Raw genomic sequence first — 12,583 nt, 5'->3', positions numbered from 1 at the left:
GGAGGATTCAACCGGTTCAAGGACCGCGCTTCACGAGGTCTTCTCCTCGGAAAACCGCCCCGAGCCGTACCGGGAATACTCATCGAAAGGAATGGAATCTTGGCTGACATCCTGACCAAGCAGACCTGTCCAGAATGCCAGGGAGATGTTTCGGTCGCGCCCGAGGTCGAACTCCACGAAATCGTCGAATGCGGCGAGTGCATGGCGGAACTCGAAATCGTCTCCCGCGATCCGCTGACCCTGGCGCTCGCCCCGGAGGCCGACGAGGACTGGGGTGAGTAGCACCCCGATCCGGGCCGGCATCGTCGGTGGCGCGGGCTACATCGGAGGCGAACTGCTCCGTCTGCTGCTCGGCCACCCCGAGGTCGACGTCGTCGCCGCGACGTCGACCCGGCTGGCCGGCCGGCGCGTCGACGGCGGTCACCCCAACCTGCGCGGCCGTACCTCCCTGGCCTACTGCCGACCGGATCAACTCCCCGAGGTCGACGTCCTGTTCTTCACCTCGTCGAGCCTGGACGACCCGGCCACCAGGGCGAGTCTGGCGAGCCGGGCCAAGGTGGTCTACGACCTCAGCTCGGACCTGCGGCTGCGCGACACCGACCTGTTCGCGAAGCACTACGGACGTACCCACCCGGAGCCGGAGCTGTGCCAGCAGGCGGTCACCGGCATCCCCGAGCTGAACCGTGAACTGCTGCGCACGGCCGACCTGGTGAGCGTCGCGGGCTGCATGGCCTCCGCCGCCGTCCTCGGCCTCAACCCCCTCGCCCGCGAGGACCTGGTCGAGGAGACCGTCACCCTCGACGGCCGCGTCGGCTCCAGCGGCTCGGGGGCGTCGGCCGGCGAGATGAACCTGCACTCCGAACGCAGCGGTGTCCTACGGGTGTTCGCCCCGCTCGGCCACCGCCACCAGGCGGAGGTCAGCCAGGCCACCGGCCTGGACGCGCGGATGACGGCCACCGGCATCGACGCGGTGCGTGGTGTCCAGGTCGTGTGCCGGGCCACCACCCGTCCCGGTGTGACCGAGGCGGCGGTCCGCAAGGCGTACCGCGCGCACTACGCGGACGAGCCGTTCGTCCGCGTAGTGGCGCAGAAGCGCGGGAACTACCGCTACCCCGAGCCGAAGATCCTCCTCGGCTCCAACCACTGCGACGTGGGGTTCGCCCACGACGCGGACACCCGCCAACTGCTGGTGATCTCCGCCCTGGACAACCTCGTCAAGGGCGGGGCCGGCAACGCCGTGCAGTGCCTGAACATCCGCATGGGCTGGGACGAGCGCACCGGCCTCGATTTCCCGGGTCTGCACCCGATCTGAGAGGCGGCACGACATGAATCACGACGTCACCGTGGTCAAGTGCGGAGGCAGTCCGCTCATCGACCGGGCCGGGCTGTGCCGGGACGTCGCGGCCCTGGCCTCGGCCGGTCACCGGGTGGTCCTGGTGCACGGCGGCGCCGCCGAGGTGGACCGGCTCGCGCAACGGCTCGGCGTGCCGCAGCGCAGGCTGACCACACCGAGCGGCTCCTCCAGCCGCTACACCGACCCGGCCACCCTGGAAGTGCTGCAACTGGCCCTGGCCGGCAAGGTCAAGCCGGAGCTGGTGGCCGCCCTGAACCGGAACGGTGCCCGGGCGGTCGGCCTGACCGGCATGGACGGCGGCGTCCTGAGGGCCCGGAGAGCGGCGGCACACCACGCGGTGCTCGACGGCCGCAAGAAAATGATCCGCGACGACCACAACGGCCGCATCCGTGAGGTGGACCCGACGCTCCTCCGACTGCTCCTGGGCGACGGCTGCACTCCGGTCCTCTCACCGCCCGCGTTGGCCGAGGACGGTACGCCGGTGAACGTGGACGCCGACCGTACGGCCACCGCCGTGGCCGTCGCGCTCGGGGCCGCCCGACTGGTGCTGCTCACCGGTGCCCCGGGCGTGCTCGCCGACCACCGGGACGAGTCCTCTGTGCTGCCCACGTTCCCGGTGGCCCCGTCGGGTCCGGTGGGCGACGCGGCGGTGGGCGGTATGACGGCCAAGCTCCAGGCGGCCCGTGGTGCCCTGCTCGGCGGGGTGACCGACGTGGTGGTGGCCGACGGGCGCGTCAACGCGCCGCTCTCGGCGGCTTTCGCGGGCGGCGGCACCCGCGTCCGGCTCGCCGCACCGGACACGGACGGCGCGTTCGCCGGGGCACCCGAAACAGAAACGACCACGGTGGGAGTCCGACCATGCTGAACACCTCAGGCAGGCCGGGGCCCGGAGGGGCCCGCAGCCTCGCCGAGACCCGCAAGGCGCTGCTCGCCGCACGCGAGCGTCAGCGCGGCGCGGCGAAGGCGACCCGCGACGACGCCATCACGCCGGCCGCACGGGACCGCACGCTCCCGCTGTCGTTCACCCAGCAACGGCTGTGGTTCCTCAACACCTGGTCGCAGGGGCAGCCGGTCTACAACGCCCCGCTGGTGACCCGTCTCAGGGCACGGCTGGACGTCGACGCGTTCCAGCGGGCGCTGACCGGGCTCACCGAACGCCACGAGGTGCTCCGCACCCGCTACCCCGAGCAGCACGGTGTCGCCTACCAGCACGTCGACCCCGTCGCGCCGGTACCGCTGCCGGTGATCGACCTGTCCGGGTCCGACGACCAGGAGAACGCGGCCCGCGCGTACATCCTCGACGAGATCCGACACGGCTTCGTCCTGGCCGAGGAGCACGCGATGCGTGCCTCGCTGGTCAGGCTGGCCGACGACGAGCACATCCTCGTCCTGGCCATGCACCACATCGCCACCGACGGCTGGTCAACCGACATCCTCGTCCGGGAACTGATCGAGCTCTACCAGGCGCGAACCGAGAACCGGCCACCCCTGCTGCCCGACCTGCCCGTGCAGTACGCGGACTACGCGGTGTGGCAGCGCGGCCACCTCACCGGCGAGGTCCTGGAGCGTCAACTCGGCTACTGGCGCGAGCGCCTGGCGGACCTGCCCACCCTGGACTTCCCCGCCGACCGGTCCCGGCCCGCCGTACCGACCCGGGCCGGAGCCGTCCTGGAGGAGATGCTGCCCTCCGACCTCCAGGAGGACCTCCACAAGCTGGCGCTCGCCGAGCGGGCGACGCCGCTGACCGTGGCCCTGGCGGCCTTCACCGCCCTGATGTCCCGCTACACGGGGCAGGACGACATCGTCCTCGGGTCGATCTTCTCGGGCCGTACCCGACCCGAGATCGAGAACCTGATCGGCTTCCTCTCCAACACCCTGGTGCTGCGTACGTCGACCGAGGGCGACCCGGACTTCCGTGAACTGCTGCGCCGCACCGGCGAGACGGTGATGGGCGCGCACTTCCACCAGGACCTGCCGTTCGGCACCCTCGTCGACGAACTCGCCCCCGAGCGCGACCCGAGCCGCAACCCGCTCTTCCAGGTCTGCTTCACCATGCAGCACGCCGCCCCCGCCTCGGGCCGGGTCGGCGACATCGAGGCGCGGATGTACCCGACGGACCCGGGCACGGCCCGGTTCGACCTCGCGGTGCAGTTGACCGAGGTGCCCGGTGAGGGGCTGCGGCTGTGGGCCGAGTACTCCACCGAACTGTTCGACGAGGACCGCATCCAGCGACTGTTCGGCCACTACACCCGCGTCCTGCGGGCGGTGGCCGAGGACCCGTCGCTGCGGGTGAGCGCACTGCCGCTGCTCACCGACGAGGAGCGCGAGCGGTTGCTGCGCTCGTGGAACGACACGGCGCGCGACTTCGGCACCGCCGACCTGTGCCTGCACCAGCTCTTCGAGCGGGCCGCCGACCGTACGCCCGAGGCCGCCGCCCTGACGTTCGAGGGCGAGGCGCTGACGTACCGGGAGTTGGACGAACGCGCCAACCGGCTGGCGGCGGTGTTGCGCGAGCGGGGTGTCGTACCGGACACCGTGGTCGGTGTGCTGGCCGAGCGGGGTCCCGCACTGCCCCTGGCGTTCCTCGCGATCCTCAAGGCCGGCGGCGCCTACCTGCCGCTCGACCCCGACCACCCGGACGCGCGGCGCCGGACGCTCCTGGCGGACGCGTCCGCCCGACTGGTCGTCACCACCGGGGACCTGGCCACCTCGCTGCCCGAGGAGGTGACCGCCGTCCTCGCCGACGCGCCGGAACTCACCACCGGCCCCGCCCCGCGACTTCCCTCGGCCGCCGGCCCCGGCGACCTCGCGTACGTCATCTTCACCTCGGGCTCGACCGGCCGGCCCAAGGGCGTCGCCGTGGAGCACCGCTCCATCGTGAACTTCGCCCGGGGCATCACGGACCTGTTCGACATGGGCCCCGGCGACCGCGTACTACAGTTCGCCAACCCCTCCTTCGACGTCAGCCTCTTCGACTTCTTCGGCGCGCTCACCAGCGGCGCGACCCTCGTCCAGGCACCGCGCCGCACCCTGCTCGACCCGCAGGCGCTGGCCGCGCTGCTGGCCGAGGAGCGGATCACCGTGACGGACCTGCCGCCGGCGGTGCTCGGTCTGCTCGACCCGGAGCGACTCCCGGATCTGCGCACGCTGTTCGTGGGGCTCGAAGCCTTCCCCGGCGAGCTGGTGAACCGCTGGAACACCGAGGGCCGCCAGTTCCACAACGGCTACGGCCCCACCGAGGCGACCGTCGCCTGCATCAACTACGCCTGCCCCCACGTGCCGCACGACACCATGCCGCCCATCGGCACCCCCCTGCCCAACTACCAGGCGCACGTGGTCGACCGGCACGACTCCCTCGTCCCGGTCGGGGTACCGGGCGAACTCCTCGTCGGCGGCGTGGGCGTGGCCCGTGGCTACCTCGGCGGCTCCGACCTGACGGAGCGGAAGTTCGTACCGGACCCCTTCGGCGGCGACGGCGAGCGCCTCTACCGCACCGGCGACCTGGTGGTGCGGCGCCCGGACGGCAACCTCGTCTTCCTGGGCCGGGTCGACAACCAGATCAAGATCCGTGGGCTGCGCATCGAGCCCGGCGAGATCGAACAGGCCCTCACCGGGCAGCCGGACGTCGGCGAGGCCGTCGTGGTGGCACACGGGCAGGGCGGCGGGGCCCGCCTGATCGCCTACGTCACCGCCGCCCCGGGCACCGAACCCGACACCGGCGACCTGCTGCGTCGCCTCGGTGTCGAACTACCCGCCCACCTCGTGCCGTCGGTGGTCGTGCCGCTGCCCGAACTCCCCCGCGCGGCCAGCGGGAAGCTCGACCGCAAGCGGCTTCCCGAACCGACGGCCCACACCACCGCCACGGCGTTCGAGGCGCCGAGCACCCCGACGCAGCTCGCCGTCGCGGAGATCTGGACGGACCTCCTCGGCACCGACGGGTTCGGTGTCCACGACAGCTTCTTCGCGGTCGGCGGCAACTCGCTCAAGATCACCCAGTTCGGGGCACGGGTCCGCGACCGCTTCGGGGTGGAGCTGGAACTGCGCGACCTGTTCGTCAACAGCACGCTGGGCGAACTCGCCAAACTCATCGAGGAGCGCGAGTTGGCCTCGGCGGACGACGCCGAACTGCTGGCGCTCCTGGAGCAGGCGGAACAGGACGGTTCCCGATGATCCAGGACCTCATGGCCGGCCTCGACGAGGCCCAGGCCGCGTTCCGCACCGAGATACGGGCGCTGCTCTCCCAGGAGCGCGTACGGGAGAGCGCGGCCCGTATCGCCGCCTACCCGCCGGACACCGAGGCCGCCCACCTGGACGTACGCCGCTGGCTCGGTGCGGAGGGGCTGCTCGCCCCCGCCTGGCCGGCCCAGTACGGCGGGCGCGGCCTGGGCGCCGCCGAAGCCGCTTTGGTGACCGAGGAGTTGACCCGCGCCGGCATACCCGACGACGTACAGGTCCTGAGCATCGACATCGTCGGGATGATGCTCCTGCACGAGGGCACCGAGACACAGAGGAAGACCCACCTGCCGCCGCTCGCGGCGGGGGAGCAGATCGCCACGGTGCTGTTCACCGAGCCGGAGTGCGGCTCCGACCTGTCGGCGCTGCGCACCCGGGCCGAGCCGGACGGGGACGGCTGGCGCCTGTACGGCTCGAAGGTCTACAACATGAAGTCGCGCTACGGGGAGTTCGCCGTCTGCGCCGCCCGCACCACCGCGTCCCCGGTGCCGATGCACGGCATCACCCTGTTCCTGCTGCCGCTGCGCTCCCCCGGCGTACACGTCGAGCCGGTTCCGAGCCTGGGCAACGACACGTTCAACCTCGTCGTCATCGACGGCGTACGCCTGACCGAGGCGGACGTCGTCGGCCAGGTCGACGACGGATGGCGGCTGATGAACGAACTGCTCCAACTGGAGCGCACCGGCGTCGACTTCCACGCGAAGGCGCGCCGCCTGCTCGACCTCGTCCTCGACCGCGCGGCGGCCACCGGCCGTCTGTCCGACCCCGCGTACGCGGTGCCACTGGCCGAACTCGACGCGAAGCTGCACGCCGCGCACGCGCTGGCCTGGCAGCAGGTGGCCCGGCTGGACGCGGGCAGCCCGGACCCGGTCCGTTCCGCGATGGCGAAGTGGTACGCCTCGGAGCAGGCGCGGCCGGTACTGGACGCCGGGCTCGACCTGTACGGACTGGACGCCGCGCTGACCGCCTGGGACGGGCACGCCCCCGACGGAGGACTGCTGGAGGCGGGCTACCGCATGGGCCCCTCCCACCGGCTGGCCTCGGGAACCTCCGAGGTCATGCTCTATCTGATCGCCACCAACGGGTTGGGGCTGCTGTGACGACGCCCGAGTTGAGGGAACTGTTCGGCGACGACCTGGCGCCGGCACTGCGCCGCCTCGGCGAACGCGACCGTGGCGCGGGCGCGAAGGCCGCGCCCGACCCCGCCGACGCGCAGACCCGCACCGCGGTCTGGGACACGCTGGCCGGCGCCGGGGCCCTGGCCCGGCACCGCCAGACCGACCTGGTCGAGGTGGCGGAGATGATGGGCGGGGCGCTGTACCAGAGCCCCTGGGCCGACACCCTCCTCGCGGCCGAACTCCTGGAGCGCACGGCCACGTTCACCGACGGCGCGCTGTCCGCCGCCCTCCGGGACGGTGGCTGCCCGGTGGCCGTCGCGCTCCGCGAGCACGGCACCTGCGACCCGTCCGAGCCCGGACCGGTCCGCGTCGAGGGCCACACGGTCACCGGTACCCGCCGCTTCGTCGCCTTCGCCCCCGACAGCGCCCTGCTGGCCCTCGTGGGCCGCGACGGCGACAGCGACAGCGACAGCGACGAGATCGTCCTCGCCCTGGTCGCACCGGACGCTCCGGGAGTACGCGTCCGCCGCCAGGACGACCTCGGCCGTGGTGACCTCTACGAGGTGACGTTCACCGCCGCCCCCGTACACGGCGGCGTGGTGCACCGGGTCACCGACCACTACGCCGACGCCCTGGCCCGGGCGCGCATCAGGTGGTCCGCGTACCTCGCGGGTGCCGCCCGAGGCGGCACGGAGCTGGCCGTGGGACACCTCACGTCCCGGCGGGCGTTCGGCAGGACACTCGCCCAACAGCAGGCCCTCGCCTACCGGCTGGCCGCCCTCTCCGCCGAGACCGCCGCCGTACGCGCCTTCGCCGAGGGCTGCGCCCGAGCCGCCGACACGGGAGCCGACGTGCGGCAACTGGCGGCGCAACTCCTCGCCCTCGCCGGGGAGTTGGCCGGCCGTACCGCCGCCGAGTCGGTGCACCTGCACGGCGCCCTCGGCATGACGGAGGGCTCCGACGCCCAGCTGTTCTACCGGCGCGCCGCCATCGACGCCCAGTGGCTGGGCGGTCGCACCAGCCTGCTCCGGGAGGCGGGCCGGCTGCTCGCCTCCGCCCGGTCCTCCCACTGACGGAAAGGTCCCCATGTCTGCCCCGCTCGCCACCGACCCCGTACCGCTGCTACAGGACCTCATCCGCATCGACACCACCAACCCGCCGGGCAACGAGAGCGCCTGCGTCACCTACCTGGAGAAGCTCCTCGTCGACGCGGGCATCGAGTACCAGGTCCTGGGCCCGAACCCGGAACGCACCAACCTCGTCGCCCGGATACCGGGCCGGGGCGAGGCGCCCCCGCTGCTGCTGCACGCCCACTCCGACGTCGTCCCCGTCACCGACCAGCAGTGGACGCACCCGCCGTTCGAAGCCCGGATCGTCGACGGTCACGTCTGGGGCCGTGGCGCCATCGACATGAAGGGCGGCCTGGCGATGATGCTGTCCGCCCTGTTCCGCCTCATCGAACGCGGTGAACGCCCCGCCGGTGACGTCGTGCTCGCCGTCGTCGCGGACGAGGAGAACGGGAGCAGGGAGGGCGCGGGCTATCTCGTACGGGAGCATCCCGAACTCTTCGAGGGCATCCGCTACGCCATCGGTGAGGAGGGCGGCGCCGGCATCGAACTCGCCGGCGTGCGCTTCCACCCGATCGTCGTCGCCGAGAAGCGCGCCGCCTGGCTGCGTCTGACCCTGCGCGGCCCCGGCGGCCACGGCTCACGGCTCGCACCGCCCGACAACCCGATGGCACGCCTCGGCAGGATCCTCACCGCGCTCAGCGGCGTACGACTGCCGCGCCACCAGATGCCGGCGGCCGACCGGATGCTGGCCGCGCTCGCCGAGACGCTGCCCGAACCGCTGGCCGGCCACATCTCCCAGCTGCGGGCCGACACCGCCGGCGACGCGCCCCCCGCCGGCATCCCGCAGGCCGAGGCGCTCCAGCTCGACTCGGTGCTGCGGCACACGGTGAACCCGACGATCGTGCGCACCAGCGACAAGACCAACATGGTGCCCGCGGAGATCACCGTCGACGTGGACGGCCGCGTCCTGCCCGGCGACTTCGACGTGGCCGACTTCACGGCGGAACTGCGCGCGCTGATCGGCGACGACGTGCCCATGGAACTGCTCCTGGAAGGCAGCAAGGTCCACCAGGACCGCATCGTGGAGCCGGAGTTCGGGGCGTTCTTCGACCGCCTCGAATCCCTCCTGCGCGAGGCCGACCCGGACGGTGTGCCGCTGCCGATGATGAGCCCGGCGTCCACCGACGCCCGCCTCTTCGCCCAGCTCGGTATCCGCTGCTACGGCTGGCTCCCGCTCCTGCTGCCCGCCGGAAGCAGCTACCGCCGGATGCTGCACTGCGCGGACGAGCGCGTCCCCGTCGACGCCCTCGAGTTCGGCACCCGCTGCCTCACCGACCTGCTGCGCGACTACCCCTGACCCGGCGAAGACCCGTTCGTACGCCGCCCGAGACGAAGGCCAGAGATACCCATGTCATCTGAGTTCCTCTCCCCGCAGCGGGCCGCTCTGCTGGAACGTCTGCGCCGCCAGCGGGGGCTGGGCGGTGGCCAGGCGCGCATCCCCGTACGTCCCGACAGCGCGGCACCCGCCGCGCTGTCGCACGGGCAGCGCCGGCTGTGGTTCTTCGACCAGCTACAGCCCGGCAACCCGGCGTACAACATCGGCTGTGGCGTCTGGCTGGAGGGCCCGTTCGACCACGACGCCCTGGAGCGGGCCCTCACCGAGGTCGTACGCCGCCACGAGGTGCTGCGGACCGTCTTCGACACCGACGAACACGGGCAGGTCCGCCAGCGCGTCCGGCCCCCCGCCCCCTGCCCCGTACACCCGCTGGACCTGGGAGCGGAGGCCGAGGAGAGCACCGCGCTGGAGCGGGCGGAGGCCGTCGCCGCCGAGCCCTTCGACCTGGCGGAGGGGCCACTGCTGCGGGCCCGGCTGCTGCGCACCGGCACCGGCGGGCGGCTGCTCGTCCTGGCCATGCACCACGTCGTCTCCGACGGCTGGTCCCTCCAGGTGCTCGTCCGCGAACTGGTCGAGCTGTACCGGGCGTACACCGAGGACCGGACGCCCACACTCCCCGAACTGCCCGTCCAGTACGCCGACTACGCGCACTGGCAGACCGACTGGACCGGTTCGCCCGCCGCCCGCGCCCAGCTGGACCACTGGCGCGAGCGGCTCACCGGCACCACACTCGTCGACCTGGCCACCGACCGGCCGCGCCCCGCGCGGCCGACCTTCGCCGGCGAACTCGCCACCTTCACCGTCGCGCCCGACGCGGCCCGCCGCGTCGCCCGTCTCGCCGAGGCCCACGGCACCACCCCGTTCGTGGTCGGCATCGCCGCGTTCCTCGCCGTACTGGCCCGCTTCAGCGGGCAGAGCGACCTCGTCGTCGGCACCCCGGTCTCCGGGCGGGGGCGGGCCGAGACCGCCTCCCTGGTCGGCTTCTTCGTCAACACCCTGCCGATACGCGTGGACGTGTCCGACGACCCGGGTCTGAACGACCTCGTCCGCCGCCTGCACGACACGACCCTCGACGCCCGGGGCAACGCCGACATCCCCTTCGACCACCTCGTGGACGAGCTGCGGCCCCCTCGCGACGCGGGCGGACGTGCACCCCTGATCCGCCACCTCTTCCAGGTGGACGAGGCGCCGCAGGCACCGATCGTGGCGGGCGAGCTGGTGATGCATCCCGTACGACTGCGCACCGGAACGGCCAAGTTCGACCTGGCCGTCCTCCTCACCCCGCGTACCGACGGCGGCTACGACGGCCAGATCGAGTACAGCAGCGAACTCTTCGACCGCGCCACCGCCGACCGCCTCGCCACCGCCCTGCGGCTCGTCCTCGGAACCGAGGACCCGGACACCCCGCTGTCCGCCCTGCCGGTCCTCACCGAGGCCGACCACGAGCTGCTCACCCGGGACTGGAGCGGCGGGCGCCGTCCCGCCGTACCCACGGACGTGCCCACGGTCCACGGTCACATCGAGGCGCAGGTCGACCGCACCCCCGACGCCGTCGCCGTGCAGTACGAGAACGTCCGGCTCACCTACGCCGAACTGGACCGCCAGGCCAACCGGTTGGCGTGGGCACTGCGCGAGCGGGGCGTGGGCCGGAACCAGGTGGTCGGGGTGGCGCTGCCCCGGGGCCCCCGCCTGATGGTCACGCTGCTCGCGGTACTCAAGGCCGGAGCCGGGTACCTGCCGCTGGAGCCCGACTACCCGCCGGCCCGCACCGAGGCGGTGCTCACCGACGCCCGTGCCCCGATCGTCGTCACCGACGCCGGCGCCGTCCCCGCCGAACTCCTGGACGCGATCACCCGTTCCGGCGCCGCGACGCTGTGCCACCGCGAGGACGCCGCCGACATCTCGTCCCGCCCGTGCGAGCGTCCAGGGGTCGAGGTCGGTGCCCGCGATCTGGCGTACGCCCTCTTCACCTCCGGCTCCACCGGCCGCCCCAAGGGCGCGATGAACGAGCACCGCGCGGTGGTCAACCGCCTGCTGTGGATGCACCGCGCCTTCGGACTCGACGTCGGTGAGGGCGTCCTGCAGAAGACACCCACCGGGTTCGACGTGTCCGTGTGGGAGCTGTTCTGGCCGCTGATGGTCGGCGGCCGATGTGTCCTCGCCGAGCCGGGCAGGCACCGTGACCCCGAGTACCTCGCCGAACTCGTCGCCACGGCCGACGTCACCACCGTCCACTTCGTGCCGTCGATGCTGGCCGCGTTCCTGAGCGCCACAGGTCTTCCGCGCGTACGCGGCCACCTCACCCGCGTGGTGTGCAGCGGCGAGGAACTGCCCGCCGCGCTCGTCACCGAGTGCGCCGAACTGCTGCCCGAGACGGCGGTGTTCAACCTGTACGGCCCGACCGAGGCGGCCGTCGACGTCACGGTGTACGCCTGCGCCGAGGGCTACGGCACCCGGGTACCGATCGGCCGGCCCATCGACGGCGCCCGGGTCCACCTGGTCGACCACCGGGGCCAGCCGGTACCGGTCGGTGTGCCGGGCGAACTCCTCATCGGCGGTGTCGCCGTGGCCCGGGGCTACCTGCACCGCCCCGGCCTGACCGGCGAACGCTTCGTGCCCGACCCGTACGGGGAGCCCGGCGGCCGGCTGTACCGCACCGGCGACCTCGCCCGGTGGCGCCCGGACGGGACCGTGGAGTACCTGGGCCGCCTCGACCACCAGGTCAAGCTGCGCGGTATGCGCATCGAACCCGGCGAGATCGAACACGCGCTGTGCGCGCACCCGGCCGTCGACTCGGCGGTGGTGACCCTGCGCACGGGCGGCTCCGGCACCCCGATGCTGGTCGGCTACGTACGCCCGGCAAGCCCGGACCACGTACCCGACGCCGCCCCACTGCGCTCCCACGTACGGGAGTCGCTGCCCGCCCACATGGTCCCCGGAGCCTTCGTCACCGTTCCCGACTGGCCCCTGAGCCCCAACGGCAAGCTCGACCGTGGACGGCTCCCCTCCCCCGAGCCCGTCCACTCCCCGACGCCTCACGAACCCCCCGGTACACCGGTCGAGCGGGAACTGGCCGCCCTCTGGGCGGAGGTGCTCGGCGTCGAGCCGATCGGCGCCACCGACAACTTCTTCGACCTGGGCGGCCACTCGCTCCTGGCCACCCAGCTGGTCGCCCGGGTCCGCGCCCACTACGGCGTGGAGCTGTCACTGAACCGACTCTTCGCGGCGCCCACGGTGCGCGCCCTGGCCGAGGCGGTGGCCGAGGCGCGGCGCCGCCCGACGGGCGGCCCGGCACTGCGCCGCGTCGACCGGTCCGCCTACCGCGTTCCGGCCACCGCGTCCACCCCGGCCACCGCGTCCACGGCGTCCACGGCGTCCCCTACATCCGCTACGTCCGTTACGGAGTCCTGAG

The 12,583-nt window shown here is 72.8% G+C and carries 8 protein-coding genes; all 8 read left to right on the top strand.

The genetic code is table 11. From position 1 onward, the window contains the following. Nucleotides 1–99 precede the first annotated feature (99 nt). Genes lysW through ABZT14_RS04925 form a run of 8 tightly spaced genes read left to right on the top strand, consistent with a single transcriptional unit; the run spans nt 100 to nt 12,582 of the window. Complete coding sequence (gene lysW / locus ABZT14_RS04960; protein ID WP_356297167.1) at nt 100–282, top strand: lysine biosynthesis protein LysW; 183 nt, start codon at nt 100–102, stop codon at nt 280–282. Beyond that, a complete protein-coding gene (gene argC / locus ABZT14_RS04955) occupies nt 275–1,312 on the top strand; it encodes an N-acetyl-gamma-glutamyl-phosphate reductase (protein ID WP_356297164.1) in 1,038 nt (345 codons plus the stop codon). The genes lysW and argC overlap by 8 nt, the downstream gene beginning before the upstream one ends. Before the next feature lie 13 nt (nt 1,313–1,325). Continuing rightward, complete coding sequence (locus tag ABZT14_RS04950; RefSeq protein WP_356297161.1) at nt 1,326–2,219, top strand: [LysW]-aminoadipate kinase; 894 nt, start codon at nt 1,326–1,328, stop codon at nt 2,217–2,219. Beyond that, the gene (locus tag ABZT14_RS04945) at nt 2,213–5,524 is read left to right on the top strand and encodes an amino acid adenylation domain-containing protein (protein WP_356297159.1); all 3,312 of its coding nucleotides are present in this window, start codon (nt 2,213–2,215) and stop codon (nt 5,522–5,524) included. The genes ABZT14_RS04950 and ABZT14_RS04945 overlap by 7 nt, the downstream gene beginning before the upstream one ends. Then, nucleotides 5,521–6,687, top strand: coding sequence for an acyl-CoA dehydrogenase family protein (locus ABZT14_RS04940; RefSeq protein WP_356297156.1), 1,167 nt, complete (start codon nt 5,521–5,523; stop codon nt 6,685–6,687). Before ABZT14_RS04945 ends, ABZT14_RS04940 begins: the two co-directional genes overlap by 4 nt. Further along, nucleotides 6,684–7,778, top strand: a complete 1,095-nt coding sequence (locus tag ABZT14_RS04935) for an acyl-CoA dehydrogenase family protein (RefSeq protein WP_356297153.1) — start codon at nt 6,684–6,686, stop codon at nt 7,776–7,778. Before ABZT14_RS04940 ends, ABZT14_RS04935 begins: the two co-directional genes overlap by 4 nt. 13 nt (nt 7,779–7,791) lie before the next feature. Continuing rightward, the gene (locus ABZT14_RS04930) at nt 7,792–9,132 is read left to right on the top strand and encodes a M20/M25/M40 family metallo-hydrolase (protein WP_356297150.1); all 1,341 of its coding nucleotides are present in this window, start codon (nt 7,792–7,794) and stop codon (nt 9,130–9,132) included. A gap of 51 nt (nt 9,133–9,183) precedes the next feature. Continuing rightward, nucleotides 9,184–12,582, top strand: coding sequence for an amino acid adenylation domain-containing protein (locus ABZT14_RS04925; RefSeq protein ID WP_356297147.1), 3,399 nt, complete (start codon nt 9,184–9,186; stop codon nt 12,580–12,582). The last annotated feature ends 1 nt before the right edge of the window (nt 12,583 follow it).

Origin of the sequence: Streptomyces sp. NPDC005438, from assembly GCF_040606315.1 — a bacterium.
Lineage (GTDB): Bacteria > Actinomycetota > Actinomycetes > Streptomycetales > Streptomycetaceae > Streptomyces.
The sequence above is the reverse complement of the archived record's forward strand: the minus strand, read 5'-3'. Positions and strand labels throughout refer to the sequence as shown.

Coding starts and splice junctions, on each gene's coding strand:
- ABZT14_RS04950 (WP_356297161.1), top strand. CDS start 1,326: ATGAATCACGACGTCACCGTGGTCAAGTGCGGAGGCAGTCCGCTCATC.
- ABZT14_RS04945 (WP_356297159.1), top strand. CDS start 2,213: ATGCTGAACACCTCAGGCAGGCCGGGGCCCGGAGGGGCCCGCAGCCTC.
- ABZT14_RS04940 (WP_356297156.1), top strand. CDS start 5,521: ATGATCCAGGACCTCATGGCCGGCCTCGACGAGGCCCAGGCCGCGTTC.
- ABZT14_RS04930 (WP_356297150.1), top strand. CDS start 7,792: ATGTCTGCCCCGCTCGCCACCGACCCCGTACCGCTGCTACAGGACCTC.
- ABZT14_RS04925 (WP_356297147.1), top strand. CDS start 9,184: ATGTCATCTGAGTTCCTCTCCCCGCAGCGGGCCGCTCTGCTGGAACGT.